At 67.2% G+C, this 23,256-nt stretch carries 21 protein-coding genes; 9 read left to right on the top strand and 12 right to left on the bottom strand.

What is annotated here, in order from left to right; all coding sequences use genetic code 11:
• A complete protein-coding gene (locus ABD808_RS31180) occupies nucleotides 1-873 on the bottom strand; it encodes a helix-turn-helix domain-containing protein (RefSeq protein ID WP_344904372.1) in 873 nt (290 codons plus the stop codon).
• 540 nt (nucleotides 874-1,413) lie between these two features.
• On the opposite strand from ABD808_RS31180, the gene ABD808_RS31175 reads away from it, so the two are divergent.
• The 4 genes from ABD808_RS31175 (at nucleotide 1,414) to ABD808_RS31160 (ending at nucleotide 5,648) form a co-directional block, all read left to right on the top strand.
• Nucleotides 1,414-3,366 carry an ATP-binding protein gene (locus ABD808_RS31175; protein WP_344904369.1) on the top strand — a complete coding sequence of 651 codons (1,953 nt, stop codon included), beginning with the start codon at nucleotides 1,414-1,416 and terminating at the stop codon, nucleotides 3,364-3,366.
• Between the two features lie 579 nt (nucleotides 3,367-3,945).
• Nucleotides 3,946-4,326, top strand: a complete 381-nt coding sequence (locus ABD808_RS38775; protein WP_486303661.1) for an NsdA family TPR-like regulatory protein — start codon at nucleotides 3,946-3,948, stop codon at nucleotides 4,324-4,326.
• Between the two features lie 309 nt (nucleotides 4,327-4,635).
• Complete coding sequence (locus tag ABD808_RS31165; protein ID WP_344904363.1) at nucleotides 4,636-5,061, top strand: ATP-binding protein; 426 nt, start codon at nucleotides 4,636-4,638, stop codon at nucleotides 5,059-5,061.
• Nucleotides 5,058-5,648 (top strand): hypothetical protein, encoded by a 591-nt coding sequence (locus ABD808_RS31160; protein WP_344904360.1) that lies wholly within the window; start codon nucleotides 5,058-5,060, stop codon nucleotides 5,646-5,648. The genes ABD808_RS31165 and ABD808_RS31160 overlap by 4 nt, the downstream gene beginning before the upstream one ends.
• Before the next feature lie 139 nt (nucleotides 5,649-5,787).
• Here the strand turns inward: ABD808_RS31160 and ABD808_RS31155 are convergent, their stop codons facing one another.
• From ABD808_RS31155 to ABD808_RS31140, 4 genes are all read right to left on the bottom strand, one after another.
• The gene (locus ABD808_RS31155; RefSeq protein ID WP_344904357.1) at nucleotides 5,788-7,218 is read right to left on the bottom strand and encodes a pentapeptide repeat-containing protein; all 1,431 of its coding nucleotides are present in this window, start codon (nucleotides 7,216-7,218) and stop codon (nucleotides 5,788-5,790) included.
• Between the two features lie 67 nt (nucleotides 7,219-7,285).
• Nucleotides 7,286-8,950 (bottom strand): DUF262 domain-containing protein, encoded by a 1,665-nt coding sequence (locus ABD808_RS31150; protein ID WP_344904354.1) that lies wholly within the window; start codon nucleotides 8,948-8,950, stop codon nucleotides 7,286-7,288.
• A gap of 10 nt (nucleotides 8,951-8,960) precedes the next feature.
• A complete protein-coding gene (locus tag ABD808_RS31145; protein ID WP_344904351.1) occupies nucleotides 8,961-9,908 on the bottom strand; it encodes a hypothetical protein in 948 nt (315 codons plus the stop codon).
• Entirely contained in the window at nucleotides 9,898-11,157 is a 1,260-nt protein-coding gene (locus ABD808_RS31140; protein WP_344904348.1) for a DUF3696 domain-containing protein, read from the bottom strand. Before ABD808_RS31140 ends, ABD808_RS31145 begins: the two co-directional genes overlap by 11 nt.
• 82 nt (nucleotides 11,158-11,239) lie before the next feature.
• On the opposite strand from ABD808_RS31140, the gene drmA reads away from it, so the two are divergent.
• Genes drmA through drmC form a run of 3 tightly spaced genes read left to right on the top strand, consistent with a single transcriptional unit; the run spans nucleotide 11,240 to nucleotide 17,354 of the window.
• Nucleotides 11,240-14,740, top strand: a complete 3,501-nt coding sequence (gene drmA / locus ABD808_RS31135; protein WP_344904345.1) for a DISARM system helicase DrmA — start codon at nucleotides 11,240-11,242, stop codon at nucleotides 14,738-14,740.
• Nucleotides 14,737-16,563, top strand: a complete 1,827-nt coding sequence (gene drmB, locus ABD808_RS31130) for a DrmB family protein (RefSeq protein WP_344904342.1) — start codon at nucleotides 14,737-14,739, stop codon at nucleotides 16,561-16,563. The genes drmA and drmB overlap by 4 nt, the downstream gene beginning before the upstream one ends.
• Nucleotides 16,545-17,354: a DISARM system phospholipase D-like protein DrmC gene (gene drmC, locus ABD808_RS31125; RefSeq protein WP_344904339.1), complete on the top strand. Its 810-nt coding sequence runs from the start codon at nucleotides 16,545-16,547 to the stop codon at nucleotides 17,352-17,354. The genes drmB and drmC overlap by 19 nt, the downstream gene beginning before the upstream one ends.
• 583 nt (nucleotides 17,355-17,937) lie before the next feature.
• On the opposite strand, the gene ABD808_RS31120 is transcribed toward drmC, so the two are convergent.
• From ABD808_RS31120 to ABD808_RS31105, 4 genes are all read right to left on the bottom strand, one after another.
• A complete protein-coding gene (locus ABD808_RS31120) occupies nucleotides 17,938-18,783 on the bottom strand; it encodes a sigma-70 family RNA polymerase sigma factor (RefSeq protein WP_344904336.1) in 846 nt (281 codons plus the stop codon).
• 65 nt (nucleotides 18,784-18,848) lie between these two features.
• Complete coding sequence (locus ABD808_RS31115; RefSeq protein ID WP_344904332.1) at nucleotides 18,849-19,049, bottom strand: hypothetical protein; 201 nt, start codon at nucleotides 19,047-19,049, stop codon at nucleotides 18,849-18,851.
• Nucleotides 19,050-19,164: 115 nt separating this feature from the next.
• Nucleotides 19,165-19,686 carry a hypothetical protein gene (locus tag ABD808_RS31110; RefSeq protein WP_344904329.1) on the bottom strand — a complete coding sequence of 174 codons (522 nt, stop codon included), beginning with the start codon at nucleotides 19,684-19,686 and terminating at the stop codon, nucleotides 19,165-19,167.
• A gap of 56 nt (nucleotides 19,687-19,742) precedes the next feature.
• Nucleotides 19,743-20,384, bottom strand: a complete 642-nt coding sequence (locus ABD808_RS31105) for an MFS transporter (RefSeq protein WP_344904326.1) — start codon at nucleotides 20,382-20,384, stop codon at nucleotides 19,743-19,745.
• Between ABD808_RS31105 and ABD808_RS38690 the strand changes: the two genes are divergently transcribed.
• The gene (locus ABD808_RS38690) at nucleotides 20,302-20,592 is read left to right on the top strand and encodes an MmyB family transcriptional regulator (RefSeq protein WP_425548998.1); all 291 of its coding nucleotides are present in this window, start codon (nucleotides 20,302-20,304) and stop codon (nucleotides 20,590-20,592) included. The two genes, ABD808_RS31105 and ABD808_RS38690, sit on opposite strands and share 83 nt — an antisense overlap.
• On the opposite strand, the gene map is transcribed toward ABD808_RS38690, so the two are convergent.
• Nucleotides 20,475-21,245 carry a type I methionyl aminopeptidase gene (gene map / locus ABD808_RS31100; protein ID WP_344904324.1) on the bottom strand — a complete coding sequence of 257 codons (771 nt, stop codon included), beginning with the start codon at nucleotides 21,243-21,245 and terminating at the stop codon, nucleotides 20,475-20,477. The genes ABD808_RS38690 and map overlap by 118 nt on opposite strands.
• An 88-nt stretch (nucleotides 21,246-21,333) precedes the next feature.
• Here map and ABD808_RS31095 point away from each other — a divergent pair, with 88 nt between their 5' ends.
• Nucleotides 21,334-21,603, top strand: a complete 270-nt coding sequence (locus tag ABD808_RS31095; protein WP_344904321.1) for a helix-turn-helix domain-containing protein — start codon at nucleotides 21,334-21,336, stop codon at nucleotides 21,601-21,603.
• Between the two features lie 6 nt (nucleotides 21,604-21,609).
• Here the strand turns inward: ABD808_RS31095 and ABD808_RS31090 are convergent, their stop codons facing one another.
• Both ABD808_RS31090 and ABD808_RS31085 read right to left on the bottom strand, forming a co-directional pair.
• A complete protein-coding gene (locus ABD808_RS31090; protein ID WP_344904319.1) occupies nucleotides 21,610-22,134 on the bottom strand; it encodes an AMIN-like domain-containing (lipo)protein in 525 nt (174 codons plus the stop codon).
• A gap of 69 nt (nucleotides 22,135-22,203) precedes the next feature.
• Nucleotides 22,204-23,169 carry an acyl-CoA desaturase gene (locus tag ABD808_RS31085; protein WP_344904316.1) on the bottom strand — a complete coding sequence of 322 codons (966 nt, stop codon included), beginning with the start codon at nucleotides 23,167-23,169 and terminating at the stop codon, nucleotides 22,204-22,206.
• Between the last annotated feature and the right edge of the window lie 87 nt (nucleotides 23,170-23,256).

The following is a 23,256-nucleotide window of genomic DNA, read 5'->3' as shown; positions in this document are numbered from 1 at the left end:
TTATTCCGTCCCATTGTCCAGTCGCTCGGCCGCTTGGGCCAGGAAGGCCAAGCTCTCCTCCGGGGGCAGCGCGACCTTCCTCAGGAGATCGTAGTGTCCGGTATACCCTGCCACCTCACGTCTGTCGGTGAGGACGAGGTCGGTGGTGACCGTGTCAACTACTGCCAACGGTGGGTCGGCCTTGTCGGGGAAGGTGTAGAGCGAGAACGAGGACTTGGGCATGAGGACGCCCGACAGGTAGGCGTTGAAGCGCAGGACGCTGAGGCAGATGTTCGGCTCTACGGAGACGGCTTCGACCATGTGCCTGAGTTGGGCGCTCATAACATCGCGTGGCACACCAAGCCGGTAGATCACGCATTCGTCGAGCACAGTGTCGTAGTTGGGGCCGTCCTGGCTTAGTAGGTGTTGCTGTCGGCGGATGCGGGCGTCGGTCATACGCTTGGGACGGTAGGTGATGGGACCAGCGGCGTGATCACGTTCGATCAGAGCCGCGATGAGTTCGGGTGTCTGCAAGGCGGCGGGGATGCCCGTTTGATTGTAGCTGCGGATGGTATTGGCGCCTGATTCCAGGTCGGCGTAGAGGCGCTGGCGGTCGCCCATCGCGTTGCCGTACCTGTCCCACCAGCCCTTACGGGCGGCTGCGTGAGCGAGGTCGAAGATCTTGTCGTACTGTCGGCCGGTGACGTCCAGAGCCTTCAGGATCGTGACGATCTCGGCGAGGTCCGGACGGATCTGGGCGTTCTCCAGTTTGGAGATCTTGGTTCGGGACTGGTAGACGAGCCGGGCCAGCTCGTCGGTGGTGAGGCTGCTGGCCTCGCGGAGCTTGCGCAGCTCGGCGGCGAGGCGGCGGCGTCGAATATAGGGGCTGGCCATCGGCGACCTCCGGTACCTTCGCGATCCGCTGGCGCGGCGCGTCGACCGCAATGGATTACCTTCTGTTGACGCTCATAACGCTATGCGATTGCCATGGATGTGGGCGGTGATCGACCTGATTCGGGCCGACGTGGCCGCAGAGAGTACGTGCCGATCCGGCACGTCCGGCTCGCGAACGTTCGAAAATGAGAGTTGCAGGTTGGGGACACGGGTGACGAGACCGTTTCTCCCGGCTGTCCGTGGAGCCCACACCGCACCGCACCGCGCCGTGACGGAGCCAGGGCGCGCGACCCCACTCGGCGGTTCCGCGCCCGTCTGCCGCGCTCCGGACGGCTTCGCGAAGGGCCGACCGTGGACGGGGCAAGTCCGATATCGGTGTCCGCCGGGTAAACCCGTCGCCCTGGGACCGGCTCGGCTAACATACCCATATGGACGGGGCGGACGCGGGCTGATATGAGCGTTAAAACATCTCTTAGCGGCCGGTTGCGCAATACGAAGCTCCCGAAGACCCGCGCTCTGCTTCCTCTCTTGGAAGCCGTCGTGAACGCGGTCCAGGCCGTCGATGCGACACATAATGATATGGATCATGCGAGGATCGAGGTACGGATAATCCGTGATCAGCAGGCCGCCTTGCAGTTCGACGAGTCGCTTCGGAGGCCCGCGGACAAGGGGCACATCACCGGCTTCGTCATCACGGACAACGGCGAGGGCTTCCATGACGAGAACATGGAGTCCTTCGAGACCCTCGACAGTGAGTACAAGGCGAAGCAGGGTTGCCGTGGCGTGGGACGGCTGCTCTGGCTGAAAGCCTTCGACAAGGTCGAGGTAATGAGTCGCTACGTCGGCGACGGCGGTGCCCTTCTGAGGCGTGAATTCACGTTCACCAGCCAGAAAGGAGTGTCCGACCAGACGATTCAAGACTCATCCGGATTGGGTACGGGAACCGAAGTCCGACTACGGTCCTTCGCCGATGGGTACCGGGAGGAGGCGCCCAAGAGCGCGTTTCCCATCGCCAAGGACATCCTTGAACACTGCCTCTGGTATTTCGTTCGTCAGGGTGGCGCTCCGCACATCACGGTGGTCGACTCCGATGAGCGGATCGATCTTCAGACTATCTTCGATGATTACCTGCTCGATTCGTCCAACATGGCGGACGTCATCGTGAAGCAGAAGCGGTTCTCGCTCATTCATCTGCGACTGACGGCCACGAGCAGGCCCGCCCCACAGGTGAACTGGTGCGCCGCGACCAGAGTGGTCACCGTGGAGAACTTGTCCGGCAAGATTCCGGGCCTGCACGGCCGGGTGAAGGACGGAAGCGGCGAGTTCATGTACGCCTGCTACCTTACGGGCGACTACCTTGACGAGTCCGTCCGCTCCGAGCGGACTGGTTTCGACATCCCCGAAGTGACGGCGGGGACTCTACACGAGGGCGAGCCTTCCCTGTCCGACATCCGGGCGGCCGTCCTGAAGGCGGTGGAGGAGCACCTGCACGAGAACCTCGCCGAGTCGCGCGAGGCGGGTAGGGAACGGGTCAGGAACTACATTGACCACAAGGCCCCACGCTACCGGTCGATCCTGCCCCACATCAGCGAAGAGAAGCTCGGAGTCGATCCCGGGATCTCCGATCGGGAACTGGAACTGCACCTGTACCGACAGTTGGCTGACATCGAGGCCGAAGTACTCGCCGAAGGCCAACAGGTCCTCAACGAGGAGATCAGCGAGGACACGGAATACAGCGAGAGGGTCCAGAAGTATTTGGCCAAGGTCAGCGACATCAAGAAGTCCGACCTCGCCGCGTACGTCTCCCACCGGCGAGTGATTCTGGAGTTGCTGGACAAGGCGATTCAAGCCGACGAGCAGGGAAAGTACGTCAAAGAGGAGGTCGTGCATCGGCTGATCATGCCGATGCACGCGACCAGTGACGAAACACCGCCGGACGCAAGCAACCTGTGGCTCGTGGACGAGAGCCTCGCCTTTCACAACTTCCTGGCGTCGGACAAGCCCATCAAGTCAATGCCCATCACCGATTCAGATTCCACACTCAAACCGGACCTGCTAGCGCTCCAGCTCGCAAACGTTCCCATTCTGGTAGCCGAGGGCGACAGAATGCCGCTCGCCGCCATCACGGTGGTCGAGATCAAGCGGCCGATGCGCGACGACGTCGGAACCGGAACGGACAAGGACCCCATCGACCAGGCGCTGAACTACCTGGAGAAGATCCGCGAGGGCAAGGCCAAGACCGCGAGCGGCCGCGCGATCCCACAATCAGACCGGGTTCCGGCCTTCTGCTACATCATCGCGGACCTGACGCCGACCATGCGTCGACGCTGCAAGCAGACCGGCCTGCGCATCACACACGACGGGCTCGGCTATTTCGGCTACAACGCCAACTATGAAACCTACATCGAGGTCTTCTCGTTTGAGCGCCTCCTGAACCTGGCGACGCAGCGGAACCGCGCCTTCTTCGACCGCCTCGGCCTGCCCGTCAATTGATCAGCCCCTTGCGCGTAAAGACATCCACGCATGGCTTGTCGTTCTGCCGGGTGCCGGTGTCCTGTGTACCGGGCTCGTGGGTGGTGTCCTCGGCGGTCGGGACCTGTTGTTCCTCGCGGGCACGGCGGATGCTTGCCAGGCGGGACGGTTGACCGAGGGAGCCGGGATTGTCGGGTGGTGATATCCAGGTCCGTTCCCCGGTGCCCGGGGAGTCGGTGGTCTCGGTGCGCCCATCGGTCCGCGCCTGGCCTCGCACGAGATGCTGAGCTGATCCGGACACATTCCAGGAGAAGACGAACGTGGCGGAGCGGAACGTCCGGCCGAGGGCCGTCGGGGACGAGCCCGAGGAATAGGGCGCCCTGGTTGAGTGACGACACCACCGCGATCCCGACCTCAGACCCGGAAGACTCCCCAGCCGGGCGGGCTTCACCGTGCCGCGCGTGGTGCTGGCCGTGCTCGTCACCAAGCACGGGCTGAACCTCCGCGATGGACCTTGGTGAACACCACCCCATTCCCGCGTCTCAGCTCTTACCCCGCGAGGAACTCGTGTGCGCCGCGTAGGCGGGTCGTGAGTTCTTTCTGGGTGCGGGTCCCGTCGAGGCGGACGTCCAGTGCTCCTGGCCTTGCGGAGCCGGCCTGTCGGCCGATGCGACCGAGATCTACCGGGACCTCCACCAGCCCGACCAGGCGCTGCGCTGGAACCGGCAGGCCGCCGCGATGCCCCGAGGTTCCTTCACCCGCTCCGTCGGGATGCGGCTCGCGATCGTCGGAACCGTCCACCTACAGCAAGGCGACCTCGAACGAGGACTGGACCTCGGCCACCAAGCCGTCACGATCCTCTCGCGCGTCGAATCCCAGCGCGCCCAGGACTACGTCAACGAGTTCACCGCCGCGTTGACGCCATGGCGACGGGAACCTCAGGTTCGGGCCTTCCGCCGCAACCCCGGCTCGACGGCGTAGTCGTTTGCGTGGGTGTCGGCACGCACCGCACTCGCCGACCTGATGCCTGCACCGAGCATCCCCACCCCTCGATCACCCTGACCGAGCAACGCCCTGACCCGCGCGCACCCCTTAGCGCCAATACTCGCCAGTACGGTCCCCGGCCCCCGGAACGTTCGGCTCGGGAACGTTCGGCGGTCGGGAAGCACGAATCGTCCTCTGGAGCCGTCTGACCAGGGCACATCGCCCCTACGAGGTGTCGCTGCGTGTGAGCATGTGGCCACTGTGCGGGTGTCCATCCGCTTCCCGACTTCGGCACATGGAGTGCGCATGCTCTCGACGCTTCCCGCCCACACCGCACCTTCGGCGCTCTGCTGGCGGCAGACGTTCCCCGGCGATGCCGCGCAGGCCCGTACCGCTCGCCGGTTCGTTTCCTGTCTTTTGTCCGGTCGCCCCTGCCTCGATGACGTCGTCCTCACCGTGGACGAGCTGGTGGCGAACGCGCTCCGGCACACCAAGTCCGGACAGGACGGCGGGTCGTTCACCGTGGAGCTGCGGTTCGCGGGCGACCGAGTCGCCGTGTCGGTCGCCGACCAGGGCGGCCCCGGGGAACCCGCGGCCCACGACGCGGCCCCGACCGACGAGTCGGGCCGGGGTCTGCGGACCATCTCCCTCACCGCCGAGTCGTGGGGTTGGCACGGCAACGACCAGGGCCGCACGGTCACCGCGGTGTTCGCGGCCGGGGACATGACATGAACCAGGGGCACGCCGCCCTCCACGAACGGGTCAGCCGACGAGTCCACTCGGCCGTCATGACCGCCATGCGCGCCGATCCGAAGGCCGTCGCCGCGTTCGTCCAGGACTCACCGGGGCTCGACCCGCACACGCGCGACTTTCTCCGCGAGGCGCGGCGTCTGGCCCTGACCTGCGCCACCGCCCTCACCGCCGTTCTGGAGGGCCACCGCCCGGACGGAACACACTGCCTGGCGTGCGGCACCCTGGAGTGCCGCACACTGCGGCGGATCGCCGGGGTACTCGCCGCGTACTCGGTCCGTCCCGTCCCGGTCGACCGGGCCGAGGCGTGGCGCCGCGCGGACGCCTGCCTGGCGCGTGGCGACCGACCCACGGTCCCGATCGGGATAGAGCCGTTCGAGCACGGCTACGTGGCCTGGCCCGCGTTCGACATCGGCGAAGGCGACTTCGTCCTGGTCATCGACCGCATCACCGGCACTGTGACGCGCTGGCCGCGCCTGCCCTTGGACGTTCTCGCCCGCGAATACCCAGACCACGAGGTGTCCCGTCCTGACCAGGCCACGTCACCCACACATGGAACAGACGCCTGACAGTGGCATCTGCACAAAGCAGTTCGGGCAGGTCTCGCCGACCCGGTTGACGCGACCCGCCTCGCTGTCGCCGCTTCCCCAGTCACGGCCGGGAGGACAGCATCGGCCAGGCCGATGGCCTGCACAACCGTGCCCGAGGTCAGCCTTGTTCCACGGGCTGAAGGCGGCATACGCCCGTCACCCTGCACCGCTGGCACAACAGCCCCGCCCCATCTCGGCTGATCACGTCCGCCTTCTCGTCCTCACTGACCACGGCAAGACAGTGAGGGAAGGCAGACGTCCAGCCTTCCGGCCAGGTCTGGCGGGCAAGCGACGAGTCGGCAAGCACGTGGTGCAGATCGATGTTGTCGACTGGAACGGCTCCGTGAAATGACACCGCATCTTTAAAATATGCTTCGCAAAAATGCCCCATGGGTCCAAAGTTCACACCCGTGAAGTCCGCAGTGTCGTCGAAGCACGCGCGCTCGAACGTCACACCGTCCCGAAATGCGACATATTGGAAATCGGCGGCCTCAACGAAATGGACGCGAAGAAAGGATGCCTCTCCCGCAAAGTAGGCATGGGCAAAGTCGACCATGCCTTCGAAGGACGCCCGGTGAAAGATACAGGTACCCTGGAACACGGCGCCACTGAAATCTGCCCCCGCTTCCGAGATCCGACAGCCGGTAAAGTAGACCTTTCCAGCAAAAGATGCCTCAACGAAGCTGGCGTGATGCTGAAAGTTTGTTTTCCGGAAATCAGTGGAACCCAAGAATCTCGCTCCGGTGAAGTCCGCGCGGTAGACCGATCCATCCCAGAGCGTGAAGTCAGTGAGCTCGGCCCCGGTCAGGTCGAGGCTGATCTCCTCCCAGGCATCGTCGGTCGGATCGCCATTCTCGTCCCATGCGGTGAGGCGACGCCTAAGGATATCCTGAAGGTACTGGCGAAGCCTCGGCTCTTCGGGTTCCTGCCGTGTCGGCGACCTGAGGTAGTGACAGATTTGGTCGACCACGTCTTGGCGTAGGTTCGGGTCTGCCGTCCCAAGCTGTTCGAGGACCGCGAAGGCCGAGCGGCGCGTGCCCGGCTCGCTGTGGCCGGTTCTGTCCGAGGCCGCCAGAAAATCTCGGAGCACAGATCCGGCCTCATCGGGAGCAGGCCCAAGGACCCTGTTCCACAGGTCTTCTAGATCATGACGTTCCCAGACCCGCAGTCTGGTCCGGGGGTGGCGACTTCTCCACTCGTCCAACCTTCGCCTTGTCTGGAGGGTGAGCTCGCCATCGACCATGGCCAACAGGACGTCCGCTTCCTCGTCGAGATCCAGTAGGGCCCTGAAGTCCCTGTAGCGGAGCGTCTCCCTGCGGCGTTGTTTGCACTCGACGAACCAGCGTTCCTGCCACGTGTGCTCATCGGGATCCGTCCGGGAAAGCACGGCTTCGATGTCGTACCCTCCATCGGCCCCGCTGCTCTCGCCCGACGTGCCTTTCCGCCAGACGACATTCCGGTGACCGAGCTTACGAAGTAGGTAAACACAAGACCGTTCGAACTCTTTGGCGCTGAGGCCGTCGAACGGATGCCGGGCACCTTCGCTCATGCCATCGATGATCTCAGATTCGGGCCTACCAAACCCTGGGCTCAATGGCCCCGAACGAGGTGGGACCTCACTCGGTGTCGATGTCGGTCTCACCCTCGCCGAGCGTGGCGACAAGCCCGAACCGAGCCATGAACACCCGCTCGCGCTCGGCGAGGAAGTCTCGGCGGGATTTGATGAAACCCTCGTCATCACCGGCGGCGAGCAGATCCATCGCTTCTTCCGGTATCCCGTGCCCGGACAGCACCCGGCCACGGACTCCGCTGGAGAGACCGAGCAGGGTCCTCTTGACCGAAACCCCCGGTTCCGTCGTCATGATGATGCGGTTCGCCGGACTCGATGTGGCGGACAGGCCGCGCTTCCTGACGACGTGCCGGTAGGCCGAAGTGGCCTCATGTGCGAGGGCGTCCACCCCCTTGATCTCGGTGCCGTCCGCCGCCAGCCGGTCGGGGAACTCGCCCAGTTCCCAGATGATGAACGCGCGAACCCGCGCGCTGCGCAGGTCGAACCGGTTCGGGAACGGCTGGGCACGCACATCCTTCGGAGTGATCGAGCCGTCGTACCACGCAAATCGCCTGATCTGCTGGATCGCCTGCTTGATCTGTGTCGTGTTGGCCCCGGCGAAGAAGCCGGACCAGGACGTCACCCAGAACCAGCGCGTCAACTCCTGGAGTTGGCTCGTGCTCGGCTCGGGGCACTCATGGAAGAAGGTCACCAGCAGCATCAACTGGGCGTCATAGGGGATCAACCGCGCCAGCGGAACACCGACCGTGTCACGAAGGAAGACCACGGCGCGGATCAGCGCCTCCTCGGCCGCTTCCGCGGAATCGGCCAAACCCTCCTGGATGCGTCTGGCCAGCACCTCCCAGCGAGCCTCCTGGACGTTGTCCTCTCCGGCGACCGCGAGGACGGCCCGGAACAGCGCATCGGACGAGACCTCACCGAACCCCGTGTCGGCGACCTGCTCCACCATCGCGTCGAGACGTTCCGCGAGGGTCGGTCCCTCCCCCTTGCGGTAAGTGAGCGCCGAGACCATGTCCGTCGGCCGCATCACCTGCCCCGTGCTGTTGACCCGGGAGAACACCTCCACGGCGTTGGTGAGGTCGCCACCCACAAGCCGAACCACCGGGATGCGGTACGACCTGATCCGCTGGGCGACGACCTCGGCCTCCCTGATGAGGCGGTCGGGGTCCGCCCCTTCGGGCGGGTCATCGATCAGTGCCCGCGAAAAGCTCAGGAACTCCATCGTGCGCAGGACCGAACGGAGCGGAAGGTAATGGTTCGGCGGGGGCAAGGAGGATTTCCAGTGCCGGTAGCGGTTCAGACCGTCGTCCACCTCGCCCAGAACCCGGTAGGGCCACCACATCCAGTCGCGCTGTTCCGAGGAAGAACCGAGGGATCTCGGGCGTCGCAGGGTCCCGTAAAGGGCGGAAAGACGCTGGTGACCGTCCAGCACGTAGGAGACCGGAGCACCCGGTTCGGGGTGCTTTGGCGGCTCGATACCGCCGATGCTCTCGAAGGTGGTGTAATCCTCGCGGGTCTCCCAGAAGAGGAGGCTGCCGATGGGGTAGCCGCGTTCGATGCTGTCGAACAGATCGAGAATCTGCTGTGGTCGCCAGACGAACGGACGCTGGAACCTCGGAACCCTCAGCGTCCCATCGTCGATCAGCGTCATCAGATCCTCCATCAGGAGGACCTCCGGCTTGACGGTGATCTCGTGCTCGTCGGCTGCCATGAACCTATCCCTACAGGATCTCTCGGAGCATCGCGAGAAGGCCGCGCAACTCGCCGGGCACGTCCTCGCCCACGTTGCGGGCGAGGTCGTCTTCCGACAGGTGATCCGCCATGGCCTCGAACACCTCAAGAATGTTTTGACCGAAACCTTGGTCGAGCCCCCTGATCACTTGGGGCCGAGTCCCAGCGAACAACTGCTGTTGCTGCTCGGGCACCCCGCTCGTCTTCCTGAAGCCGTGCTTCATGTCGAAGTGTCCGCGCTGGTCGTGGTCGAGCTGCTTGAGATGGTCGAGCCGCGCCAACGACGTCCGGATCGGCTTCACCGCGTGGAGCACGTTGTTCGGCACGTAGTTCTCGGCCTCGCGCAAGGTCAGCACGTGGACCCCCAAGCCGAGTTCACGTAACTCCGCTATGCGGTGCGCGTTCTTCGCGGGAGTCCCCGGCGCCCATCGGTCACTGTCGAGCAGGGTCGCTGCACGCTTAACCCGGTGGAAAGACTCGTGTTTCTCTCTCGCCCTCCGGTAGGTGTCGCCGCCTCCTCCGTGCTCGATCTCCAGCCAGCGCTTCTCGACTGCCTCAAGGATGTCAGAGGCTTTGAAGAGCTTTGCGATACCTTTTACGAACAGTCCGTCCGAATGGTTATTTTCCACCACGAGGACGGCCGGTCGCCCGAGATCCTCTACGCACTCCTTGATGATCTCAGGCCAGATCTTCACCGGCACTGAAGCCGTAGGCGTCCTGTAGGCATGTTGCTGCTTGGACGCCTTAAGAGCGAGCTGCTTGTAGGTTGGTGCGAGTTGTGGGGCCAGGTTTCGCTCGATGAAGGACTCGGCGGTACGGGCGAGTTGCGGGGGGACCACCCATGCATGACGCTTCTTGTTGAAGTGGCGGAGGAGATCGCAGACTTCTTCTGCGTGCTCGTCCGTCTCGAGAACCGCGGCCGTCAGCTCAACCCGCATCGCTCTCCAGCCGTGTCTCCTGGGCCTCGGCGAGGGCCCGCACCTCTTCAAAGCCCTCGTCGAAGATTCCCTCCGGCCAGTAGTCCACATTGCCGAATTCGTCGACATTGATCCGCCGGACGATCGACGAGCCGCCGTCATCGTCGACGAAGTAGAGCGCCAGCCGCTTCGCGTCCAGATCGCCCTCCGCGACGCGGCGGCGCAGCCGCAGCAAGAAGGTCTCGCTGTGCGTCTCCACAAGGAACCGGACAGAGCCGTTGTTGACTGCCCTGATATAGAGATCCGCCAACATCGCTTGTGCGGACGGATGCAGATGTAGTTCGGGCTCTTCGATGAGCTCCAGGACGTCCCGTTCGGGTGGTTTGAGTTCATCCTGTGCGCGTCGGACCAGGAACGGAAGAATCTGGACGATCCCGGTACCCGAATCAGTGGCCGGTACCCAAAGGCCGGTTCTTCGTGACTTCAGGCCAACCGAGAAGCCGTGGAGGTGGGGCTGAACCTCTACCTCCCACTCGGGGAGGGGACCGCGGAGATACTCGTTGATCTTCTCAGTCAGGCGGTGCTTCCCTCGCACGTGGTCGTAGACGAGGATTTCATCCGTGAGGCTACCGAACTCGTCCTGACTGGGCTCCCTGACGGGGAGGCGCACCGTTCGTCTCGGTTTGATACGGAACGGCCCCAGGTGCCGGATGATGTCGAAGGACGAGCGGATGCGGGCTGGATCGAACCATTCGGTGCCTACATGGTTCGTCAGCTCGACTGGCAGGAGGCCCCTGAAATCTAGCCACACCGGTTCGGCTGACCGCTCCGACGGTGCGTAGAAATTCTGCTCCGGTTCTCCTGAAGCATCTCCAATCACCCATCTGTAGTCGGCCTCGTGGTCATCCGAGCGCAGCCGCCACTCCAGAACTCGCTGAGTCAGTAGTTCGGGAACGTTCTGGATCGTCGCTTGGAGTTCGTACTCCTCCCCCTGCGTCCCAGTGAGCACGAGCTCCACGGAGAAGTTGCTCAACTCCAGCCTTCTGTGGACCAGGTCGATGAAGTCCGGGGCCTCGTCGCCGAGTTGCTCCAAGTCAAGGGGTACCGAGTGATCGTTGCGGATCCCGGTTTGCAGGATGATCGGTGCCCGGACCAAGGCGCTCTTGCCCGAGTTGTTCTTCCCCAGGACCACGGTGATCGGGCGCAGCTCGATGTCCTGCCGCTCCGCGAAGCATCGGTAGTTGCGGAGCGAGAGTTTCGCCAGGGCCATGTCCACAGACCCTAACCGGCTGTGCCGTCTTAGGCCCTGGGAACAGGGCGTATCCGTCCGACCGGCGTCCTACAGTGCTGTCATGACCGAACTCCCCGTGCTCCAGGTCCCCGACGCCGCCGCGATCCGCGACGAGCTGGCCGAGCTCGTCTGCGCCGACCTGCACGGCCCGGCGGCGGGGGACGAAGAGGAGTTCACCGAGCGGCCGACCGACCGCTACCTGCTCGGCAGGCTGGCACCCAATGGGGCGATGGTCGACCCTGGGGAGCAAGACTCGCTGGCCGACGTCGAACTCGACGGCGAGTCCGGTCCCGACCAGGACGCCCCCAACGTGCCCAGCATGTTCCCCTCGTCCTACGGCTTCACCGCACACGTTGCGGGTGACGTCGACCGGCTGACCGTGACGGCCGAATGGGCGCGGTACGTGCGGGCCCGCTCGTCCGACGAGGAACGCGCCGGAGAACTGGTGTGGCGGCGGGAACCGATGGCGGGCACCGTCACCGTGCCGCTGCGTTCGGGCAAGGTGAAGCCACAGCCGTTCGACGACGACCAGCCCGAGATCGTGGTGCGCGGACGGGTCCGCAAGCACGACGGCAACTGGCTCGTCACCCTGTTCCTCGTGAACGCCCAGCGGGGCGACGTGAAGGACAGCAAGGCGTGGGTGTTCCAGGCGCGGATGGCGGCGAGCGCGCCTGGCGACGAGCCGGTGTTCCTGCGGCGCCCGGTCAGGACGGCGGGGGGCGACGAGGCCGACCGGGCCGAACGGCGGCGGCTCGCGATGGCCTACCGCTTCTGCCCGGAGTTCGCCACCGGCCACGGCGTCGCCGTCCACGCCGAGCAGTCCCCCGGCGACCCGATGCGCGCCGTCCGGGTCGGCACCGCCGCCGTGCCCGTCCATGACGTACCGGCCACCGACGTGCCGCACGCCGACACCGACCCCGACCTGCCGGAGCTGGCCGACCTGAACGTCGACATGAAGCAGCTCGCCGGGATGGACGCCGACGAGCTTCGGGCCGCCCTGTCCCCGCTGGTGGGCGGATATCGGGCCTGGCTCGACCGGATGACGCGCTCCGTCGCCGACCCGGCCGCCCGGCTGAACGGGCACGAGGACGAGGCGCGGCGCAACCTCGACGACGCGCGGCGCGCCGCCGACCGGATCGAGGCGGGCATCGCGCTGCTCGTCGACAACGACGACGCTCGACGCGCGTTCGCGTTCGCCAACGCGGCCATGCACATGCAGCGCGTCCACACGATCACCGCGGCGGAGCGCCGCCGGAGGCCCCGGCTGTCACTGCCGGAGGCGGCGCGGGAGGCCGACCTCGTCCGCAACCGGAGCTGGCGCCCGTTCCAGCTCGCCTTCATCCTGCTGAACCTGCCCGCGCTCGCCGACCCCGTCCACCCGGAGCGCAGCGGCCGGGACGAGTCCGTGGCGGATCTGCTGTGGTTCCCCACCGGCGGCGGCAAGACCGAGGCGTACCTCGGCCTGACCGCGTTCACCCTCGCCATTCGGAGGCTCCGGCCCGACTACGGCGGGCACGACGCGGAAAGCGGCGTGGCCGTGCTGATGCGCTACACGCTGCGGCTGCTCACCATCCAGCAGTTCCAGCGGGCCGCGGCCCTGATCTGCGCGTGCGAGAAACTGCGCCGCGACGACGAGGACCTGTGGGGACGGACGCCGTTCCGGCTCGGTCTGTGGGTGGGCGGCCGGGTCACTCCCAACCGCACCGACCAGGCGACCGAATGGACCAGGGAGCAGCGCCGGACCACGGGACGCCCCCGGCACGTGAGCGGGTCCCCGCATCAGCTCACGTCCTGCCCCTGGTGCGGAACCGCCATCGTTGCGGGGCGGGACATCGAGGTCGACAAACTTCGCCGCCGCACCCTTATCCGCTGCTCCGACTTCGACTGCGATTTCCACGCCTACGCCGGGGACGGCGACGGGCTGCCGGTCGTCGTCGTGGACGAGGAGATCTACCGACTCGGCCCGGCGTTCGTCATCGCCACCGTCGACAAGTTCGCCCAGCTCCCCTGGGTCGGCGACACGCAGACGCTGTTCGGACGCGCGGAGCGCCGCTGCGAGCGGCACGGGTTCGTCACGCCCGACCTCGCGGAGGTCTGCTGCGAGGGCCGCACCAGCCACCAGGCGAGCGGGGCGCTGCCCGCCGCGCGGCACGTGCCGGTGCCGCCCGTGCGACCGCCCGACCTGATCATCCAGGACGAGCTGCACCTCATCTCCGGGCCGCTCGGCTCGCTCGTCGGCCTCTACGAGACCGCCGTGGACCGGTTGTGCACCTGGGACGGGCCCGGCGGACGCATCGTCCGGCCCAAGGTGATCGCCTCCACGGCGACGGTGCGGCGGGCCGCCCGGCAGCTCTACGCCCTGTTCGACCGGGGCCGCACCGAGATCTTCCCGCCGCCCGGCCTCAGCGCCGACGACAACTTCTTCGCCCGTCAGCGACCGAGCGAGCCCCGCCCCGGTTACGAGGGGGTCGTCAAGCCGGGTCGTCGCTATGTCGGCGTCTGCGCGCACGGCGTCCGCATCAAGTCCACGCTCATCCGGGTCTACGTCGCGGTGCTCGCAGCCGCGCAGAAGCTCCACGACAAGTACGGGCAGAACCCTGTGACCGACCCGTACATGACGCTGGTGGGCTACTTCAACAGCCTCCGCGATCTGGGCGGAATGCGCCGCCTGGTGGAGGACGACGTCTCCACCCGTTTGTCCCGCGCCGACCAGCGCGGCCTGGCCCGGCGGTACGAGCCGAAGCTGCGCGAGCTGACGTCCCGGCTGTCGTCCGGCGACATTCCCGAGGTGCTGGCCGAACTCGAACTGCGGTTCGGCCCCCGCGCCAAGGGCGACCGGCGGCCGATCGACGTCCTGCTGGCCACCAGCATGATCGCGGTGGGGGTCGACGTTTCCAGGCTCGGTGTCATGGTGGTGGCCAACCAGCCCAAGTCCACCGCCGAGTACATCCAGGCCACCAGCCGCGTCGGCCGGGAGGACCCCGGCCTCGTGTTCACCGTCTACAACTGGGCGCGACCGCGTGACCTGTCGCACTACGAGAAGTTCGAGCACTTCCACGCCACCGTCTACCAGCATGTGGAGGCGCTCTCGGTCACGCCGTTCGCCTACCGGGCCGTCGACCGAGGACTGACCGGTGTTCTCGTGGCGCTCGTCCGCGGGCTGGAACCGGCGTTCAACGCCAACGACGCGGCCCGCCTGTTCGGCCGGGAGAGCAAGCTCGCGGATCACGTCGTCAACGTGATCCGGCGGCGGGCCCGGCATGTTCTCGGCAACGCGCGGGACGCCGTCGACGTCGAACGGGAACTCGACACCCGGCTGGACTTCTGGGCGCGGGAGCGCACCGTCCCCGAACGCGTCCTCGGATACCGGACGCCCCGCCGCTCCGACGTGGTCGCGGGGTTGCTGCGACAGCCGGACGGCGGCCCGTGGACCAAGACGATGTGCCCGACCTCCCTGCGCGACGTCGAACCCGGCGTCCGGCTCCTGCTGCTCGACCAGCACGACCTGGGCGCGACGGAGGCTCCGCCCTTCGCGCCCGTCCCGCGAGAGGAGCAGGAATGACCATGCGCGTCGGGGAGCTGCGTCCCAACCAGCTCTTGCACACCTACGGCGTCGGTGCCGTGGCCGACCTGCCGAACCTTTCGGTCGTCCTGATGGGCCTGGAGTCCTGGGACGAGCCGCAGGCGCGCGTCCTCACCGAGGATCGGCTGCTCGCCGCCGTCCGCCGCAAGCTCGGCCCCCAGGTCGAGACGCTGCGCACCCCGCCGTACTCACCGGAGGACGCGGGCGACCCGTTCGGCGAATGGACCAGGGTCGGTGTGCCGGTCGCCGCGTTCCCCCGCTACCTGCGCTGCACCGACCTTCGCTGCAACCGCCTCGCCTCGATCGACACCCGGCTCTTCGAGCTCGTGCCGAGCCCGTTCTCACCCGACAGAGTTCGATACGTTCACACCTGTCGCGGCACCGGCGGGCGCCGTCCCACCGCCGTTCCCGCCCGTTTCGTCCTCGCCTGCACGCGAGCCGGGCATCTGGACGACTTTCCCTGGTCGTACTTCGCGCATCGCGGCACGTCCCCGGAGGCCGGTGACCACACGCTCCAGCTCGTCGAACGCGGGACCGGCGGCGAGGCCGCCAACGTCTTCGTCGTCTGCTCGTGCGGCGCCCGTCGCACCATGGCGGAGGCGATCGGCCTCGCAGGGGAGCGGAATCTGCCCGCGTGCCGGGGCCGTCACCCGCACCTCGGAACCTTCGAACCGTGCGGGCTGCCGACCCGGACTCTGGCCCTGGGCGCCACCAACGGCTGGTTCGCCATGCAGATGCGCGTTTTCAGCCTTCCCCGAGCCGACAACGACCTCGCCCAGCTCGTCGCCGACCTTTGGAACGACCTCAACCTGTTGCCGCACCTGGACGAGTCCGCGGCCAAGAGTCTCCTGCCGAAACTGGGTGTCTGGCCCGAACTCCAGGTACATGGGGTCGACGCGGTCCTACGGACCATCCAGAAACACGCGGACCAAGACGGAGAGCACCAGGACGACCGGGACGAACTCGACCTCACCGGTCCGGAGTGGGCGGCGTTCACGCACGACGAGGACGTCGAGCTGCCCGACTTCACCACCCGTCGGGTGAGCGTCCCGCAAAGCGAACGAGGATGGCTGGAAAGGGTCACGCTCGTCCCGCGTCTCCGCGAGGTCGCGGCCCTCTACGGCTTCACCAGGATCGACGCCCCCGAATGGGACGTCGTCTCCACGGACGACAGTCGTCGCGCCCGGCTTTCCAGGGATGCGCCGACCTGGGTGCCCTGCGCGGAGATGCGCGGTGAGGGCATCTTCCTGAAGTTCAAGGAGGACCGTCTCGCCGGTTGGGAGGACAGCACCGAGGTCCAGGAGCGCGAGAAGATTCTCCGCGAGGCGCATGAGGCATGGCGGGCCGCCCGAGGGCTGGAGCCCGGCCACTGGCCCGGCATTCGCTACCTCATGCTGCATACGTTCGCCCACACGCTGATCCGAGAGTTCTCACTGGAAAGCGGCTACAGCGCTACCGGCATCGCCGAACGGGTCTATGCCCGCGCCGCCGAGCCGATGGCGGGCGTGCTGCTCTACACCGCCGCCCCCGACAGCGAAGGCACCCTCGGCGGCCTCGTCTCCCTCGGTTACGCCGAACGGCTCGGCCCGCTGATCCGGCAGGCGCTCGACGCGGCCAAGCTGTGCAGCTCGGATCCCCTCTGCTCGGAGCACGACCCCCGCAACCACGGACACCTCTACGGCGCGGCGTGCCATGCGTGCCTGTTCGCGGCCGAGACCTCCTGCGAGCGGGGCAACCACTACCTCGACCGCGCCCTGGTCACCGACACGGTGACCGGAAGCCGGTGCGGATTCTTCCGATGACCGGCGACCTGCCGTCGGTCATCGCCGCCACCGCCGCCGAACTCGCGCCGAGGCACCTGGCGGCCTGGTGCCGCGTGTTACGCGCGACCGATCGTCCCTCCCAGACGGTGGAGGCCGCCCTGCTGGAATCACGCCCGGGTTACGCGCTGAGCGGCATCGCCCGCAGGCTGGTCACCGCGTGGTCGCACTCGGGAGCCTCCGGCGAGTCGGTCGCGCTCGCGCTGGAGACCGCCGGAGCGATCCGCCGCGAGCAGTCGGTCCAGAGGAGCACGATCGCCGTCAGCGGCCCGGTGAGCGACGCCGTGCCGGTGCGGCTCACCAGCCAGGTCGCTCTGGAGGTCATCCGAGAGGCCACACGCTCCTTGCTGATCGTCAGCTTCGCCGCGCACGGGGTGTCCGAGATCGTCACTGAGGTGGCCCGGACCGCCGACCGGGGCGTACGCGTCGATCTCGTCCTTGAGACGTCGGTGGCCGACGGGGGCACACTCGACGGCCCCGGCGCCGCGGCTGCCTTCCGGTCTCTGCGAGACAGGCCGGGAGTGCGCTTCTGGCATTGGCCCCAGGACCGACGCTCGATCCTTGGCCGATCCCGCGCCGCACTACACGGCAAGCTGATAGCCGCAGACGAACGCAGCGCCCTGCTAGGCAGCGCCAACCTCACCGACCGGGCTTTGGCGCAGAACCTTGAGATCGGAGTGGTCCTCCGTGAACCATCCACCGTCCAGAGCCTTGTCCGCCACTTCCAATCCCTAATGAATCCTCACAACGGCCCACTAAGCCGCCTCTCCTAAGAACGCGCCAAAGCTGAGAGCACACCCTGTCATTGATGTACAAAGCCCTTTTCGGCCGAGGGACCGATCGCCTTGCTCCTGAACCGCCGCACATCAGTTGGTCAGTGGAGGATGCGCATCAGGAACGCTTGCCGGGAGGCATCTTCTTGACCTTCTTCTTCGGAGCCGAAGGCGCTGCCCCGACGGCACCGATTACCTTGCGTGCAAGCTCGGTCCATTTGGCTCGTCCACTCCGTCACGGTCGTCGGTGTACATCAGTGTCCCATTCGGGCCGCCGCCCTCCTCGAAGGGAAGGATGCCAGCCGCACGGTACCTCTCCAGCTTGGTCTCCCCAGAGCAAGGTTCCGCCCGCTCCCTCGCGGGAGCCCACCACCCGGCAGCCCGAACCGCCAAGTGCGGCCCAGCATCACTCCAGACGGACCAAGGCGCCCGGCAAGCGGCGGCGTCCCAGCCTCGGCCCCCGTCCCCGGACTCACCGGCCGCATCGGGCGCCTCGGACACCGGCGTGGGTCCGCGACGAATGCCGCCGCCGGTTTCCACGCGACACCACCCGCCAAACCGCATGCATCGCCGCCCTGCGCAACTACCTACGGCGCTGACCCTTGCCGTGCGGGGCTACGCGTCGGGCGGGAGGGTTTCTGGGAGGCCGAGGCGTGGGAACTGGTCGTCGTGAAACGTGATGATCTCGGTGATCGAGCCGCCCGTGACGCGCAGGACGTCGATCGTCATCGGGACGTACGCGCCCTCGGGCTCGCGCAGTTGGTAGAAGGCGACGGCGGGCTGCCGGTTCACGTGGGTCAGGACGCCCCGAAGGTGGTGAAGGCCCTCGAAGCCGCCCTCGACCCAGCCGTTCACCACCGTGTCGCGGCCGACGTACAGGCCCGGCGCGGGCCCGCTGCAACGCGCTGTTGACCGAGTTGACCGAGTCGCCGAGAAGCTCCGCGACGTCCTTGGCGGGCCAGCCGAGCACGTCCCGCAGGATCAGCACGGCCCGGGGGCGCGGCGCGAGGTGCTGGACCGCGACCAGGTACGCCAGTTCGATCGTCTCCCGCGCGACGGCGAGTGCCTCCGGCTCGTCGGCGTCGGCCGTGGGCAACTCGTCCAGCAGGCAGTCCGGGTAGGGCCGCAACCACAGCACCTCGCCGCCGGTCGCGGGCTCCGGACGGCGTTTGGCGAGCAGGTCCAGGCAGGCGTTGGTGGCGATCCGGTACAGCCAGGCCCGGAACGTCGACCGTCCCTCGTAGGTCTCGCGCCGCCGCCAGGCGCGCAGGTACGTCTCCTGGACGGTGTCCTCGGCGTCCTCGAACGACCCGTGCATCCGGTAGCAGTGCACATGCAGCTCCCGCCGGTGCCGCTCCGCCAGACCTGTGAACGCCGGCTCGTCGACCTCACTCAGGCCGCTCACGTCCAGCTCCCTGTTCGCACCCATCACCTCATCCTTCCCACTCGTCATGTGCTGTCAGCAGGTATGACGGGTTCGGGCGCGAGAACTCATCACCGCGTGATCATGCGGGGTGAGGAGTGTTCGCGGTGGCGGTGGGTGGTGGGGGTCGGGCGGGGTGGGACGGTGGTGTGCCGTTCCAAGGCGGCGCGGGGGCAGACGCGGTGCCGATCGCCGAACGCGTCAGCGGCGACACCGGGCACCGGCTGCTGCGCGGCGGCGTTTTTCTGGGCGGCGCCGTCCGGCGCGTCCAAGATCGTCGATCCGTCCTTTCGAATGCCATGGAAAGGGGAGCGAGCCCAGGTTATGAATTGGGCCGAACGCCGTGCCGATAAACGGCTGTCGGCGTTGGCGTTCGGCCCGTCGTCGTCAGCGGAGGATGGGGTAGCGGCGGACCAGGGGGAGGCGGGCCCAGGTTCTGCCGAAGCCGAAGGTGGTGCCGGCGTCGGCGAGGGCGGCGGAGATCAGCAGGGCCGCGTAGATCCAGTGCTGGTCCATGAACGGGTTGCTGTCCGGCCAGAGGGACGCGGCCCACAGCATGGTGAGGAGGATGGTTCCGCCGACGGCGGCGACGCGGAGGCAGATCCCGAGGGTGAGCGCGACGCCGAGACCGCCGAGGCCCAGCATGAACAGGGTGTCGACCCACAGCTGGCCGGCCATCGAGTGGAAGATCTCCTTGAACGGGCCGTCGGCGTGGCTGAGGAAGCCCTTGGACGGTGAGGTGCCCGACAGCCAACCGCTCTCGGTGGGCTTGCCCAGTCCGAAGAGCTTGTCGACGAACGCCCAGAGGAAGATCCAGCCGAGCAGGATTCGTCCGATCGCGAGGGCGTAACGGGCGGGGTGCGCAGGGGCCAGGGAAGGCGAAGGCCGCAGGCGGGTATCGAGAGACATGGCTGTTCCTTGGGGGTGGGAAGCTAGAACGTGCCAATCGATAGGTAAGTTTCCTATTAGTTTACGGTTGAATCAAGTAGACCAGTGGCATTTTTCTCGCCTTGTTCACCCGTATCGTCCGAAGGCGCGGTGGAGCGGGGATCCCGCAGGAAAAACGCGCTGGTAAGGACACCGAGAAGCACGATCGCCGCGTTAGCCGCGATCGCGACGCGCAGTCCGCCGAGGACGGCCGAGGCCCCGGTGCCGACCATGGCGGCGGTGGCGACGGAGCTCATGATCGGCGTGCCCATCGTGATGCCGACCTGCTGCGTCATGGTGGCGAGGCCGGTGGCCAGGCCCTGTTCGCGGTCCGCGAGACCCGAGGTGGCGGTGACCATGAACGCCACGATGACCAGCATGTTGCCGACGCCGCCGACGAAGCTGGCGACGAGCATCAGCCACATCCAGGAGCGGTCGGCGCCGAGGCCGAGCAGGGCCGCGGTGGACACGGTCTGGAGGAGTCCGCCGACGATCAGCGTCCGCTTGCTGCCGATCCGTCCGATGACCCGCGGGGCCGTGGTGCCGCCCGTGACCATGAACTGCGACGAGTTCGCCTCACTCTGGGCCCGCCACCCGGTGCGCACCTGCACCTCCGGTGTGAAACACCTGCTCCACCCCATGGTCGGCGCGATGGAACCCAGCTTCGAGAACCTCGTCATCCCCGGCACCTCGGGCCAACGCCTCATCGCCTACACCCCCGAGCCCGACACCCCCTCACAGGAAGCACTGAGCCTCCTGTCCACCGGTGGTTACGGGGTGCGGCGGGTCAGGACCAGGGGGGCGTCTTCGGTGATGGCCACCGTGTGTTCGGAGTGGGCTGTGCGGGAGCCGTCGGCTGAGCGGATGGTCCAGCCGTCGGGGTCGTAGATGATGCGGTCGGTTGTGCGGGCGAGCCAGGGTTCCAGGGCGAGGGTCAGGCCGGGGCGGAGTTTGAGGCCGCGGCCCGCTCTGCCGCGGTTCGAGACGTGGGGTTGTTCGTGCATTGAGCGGCCCAGGCCGTGGCCGCCGAACTCGTCGTTGACCGGGTAGCCGTAGTCGGTGGCCACCGCGAGGATCGCGGCGGAGATGTCGCCCAGGCGGTTGCCCGGGCGGGCCATGTCGATCGCGGCTTCGAGTGCCTCCTCGGTGGCGCGGACTATGCGCAGGTCTTCCTCGGCCGGGGTTCCGACGATGACGGTGCACGCGGAGTCGGCCACCCAGCCGTCGATGCCGAGCGCCAGGTCCGCGCTGAGGACGTCGCCGTCGCGCAGGACGTAGTCGTGGGGCAGCCCGTGCAGGACGGCGTCGTTGACCGACAGGCAGATGACGTTGCGGAACGGGCCGTTGCCGAAGGACGGCGCGTAGTCCCAGTAGCACGACGTCGCGCCGCGTCGCTTGATCATGGCGCGGGCGTGGTGTTCCAGGTCGAGGAGGTTGACGCCCACCGCGGCGAGTTCGCGGACCTCGGAGAGCACGTCGGCGACGAAACGTCCGGCCACGTGCATGCGCTGGATCTCCGCGGGCGTCTTCAGTTCGATCACGGGTACCTCATGTCCACAGGGTGCTGGTATTTCTATACCGGGCACTTTAGCCTTGACGGTATAGAAATACCAGTCCTACCCTGGGGGCATGGTCCGCCAACCGCTCACGCCCGAACAGATCGAGGCCGGTCGGCGTCTCGGTGCCCTGCTGCGGCACGCGCGGGCGGGACGCGACCTCGCGGAGGTCGCGCGGGCGGCCGGGATCTCGCCGGAGACGCTGCGCAAGATCGAGACCGGACGGCTGCCCTCCCCGGGGTTCGGCACGATCGTCCGTCTCGGGGAGGCGCTCGACGTGCCGGTGCAGGAACTGGCGGCCAGCTGGCGCGGTAGCGACCTTCCGCTGGAAGCCGTGACCTAGCCGGGGCTACCAGGTGTGGGCCACGTCGATGACCAGGCGCGTGCCGCCGCCGTCGCGCGGGAGCGTCAGGACGCGGAACGGCAGGCGTGCCCGTACGCCCAGGCCGATCGTCGTCTGGCTCTCGAAGGAAGCCGCACCGGCCACCTGCCGGAACGTGGTGTACCCGCTGACGTTGGCGAGTTCGGGTGAGGTGGCGGGGAAGCCCGTGGCGGCGGCCGCCTGGACGATGACCCGCAGCTTGGCGCCGCCGCGCAGCGGAACCGGCTTGCCCGAGCCCTCCTGGACGACCTCGTCGACATAACCGACGAGGTAACCGAAGCCCGAACCGGCCACTTCGACGACGAGCCGGTCGTAACAGCTCTGGCGGCCGGTGCGGACCCGCTCAAGGGGGCCCTCCGCGTAGTTGTGCAGCGTTCCCTTCTGCTGCGATCCCCAGGCGGTGTCGCACGCGGCCGACGCCGGTGTGCCGACCACCCCGACGAGGGCGGCTGACAGGACGAGTGCCAGCAGTCCCCCAAATAATGCGCGCATCTCGGACCTCCATCGCGGAAAGTGACATCGATTGCTATAAGGGACGTCCCATGTCCGCCGGTGGTTGGCTCAGCGCCGGGTCCGGATGCGGCGCTCCGTGCGGGAAGGGTCTTCTTGCCCGTTTTCTGTTCGGTGGCGGTTCGCCTGCGTTTCGATCCGGGCCGGGGACGGCCAGTGCACGTCGTAGGCCCAGCCCATTCGTTCGAGCAGGCGGATCAGCGTGGCGCTGGGATCGAACTGGCCTTTGAGGACGCCATGGCGAGCGCTGGTCGGTTCGACGTGGTGCCAGTTGTGCCAGCCCTCGCCGAACGTCAGGAACGCCACCCAGCGGACGTTCGTGGAGCGGTCACGGGTGGAGAAGGCCCGGTCGCCGAAACAGTGCGCGATCGAGTTCACCGACCAGGTGGCGTGGTGGACGATCGCGTAGCGAACCAGGCCCGCCCAGAAGAGGGCCGTCCAGAAACCCGCCCACGACCAGGAGAGCAGACCGCCCGCCGCGGCCGGTAACAGGAAGGACGCGGCCGTGATCACCGGATAGGCGGCGTCCACGCGGCGGATGTCGGGGTCGCTCCGCAGGTCAGGCGCCCAGTGCTCGTGGTCGGAGCGGTGCCTGGCGCTGTAGAACCAGCCGACCTGGGCGTGCAGCAGGCCGCGCAGCAGGGCGAAGCCGGAGTCGCCGTAGGCCCAGGGCGAGTGCGGGTCGCCCGGTTTGTCGGAGTACTTGTGGTGTCTGCGGTGTTCGGCGGCCCACAGCGTGGGCGGCCCCTGGAGGGCCATCGCGCCTGCCAGGGCGAACGTCATCCGGACGGGACGCGAACAACGAAACGAGCGGTGCGTCAGCAGGCGGTGATAGCCGACGCTGATGCCGAAGATGTTCACGGCGTACATGACCAGGGCGAGCAGGACGTCGAGCGGCCCGATCGCGCGCCCCCAGGCGACCGCCACGGCGGCGATCAGGACAATGGGAGGCAGGACGACCAGAACGACCAGGTAGGCGTGCCTGCGCGGCTCGGACACCCGGACCGTCTCCCCCATCGTTCCCTCCCCGTAGGTCGGCCCCCATTGAACTGCGCGGATATGGCGGCTGGCAGTGGCCTGACGGTTAGGCAACAATCACCGATT

The sequence above is a fragment of the Actinomadura meridiana genome (assembly GCF_039537545.1).
Classification (GTDB): Bacteria; Actinomycetota; Actinomycetes; order Streptosporangiales; family Streptosporangiaceae; genus Spirillospora; species Spirillospora meridiana.
Note: the sequence above shows the minus strand (reverse complement) of the source record. Positions and strands in the feature narration are given on the sequence as shown.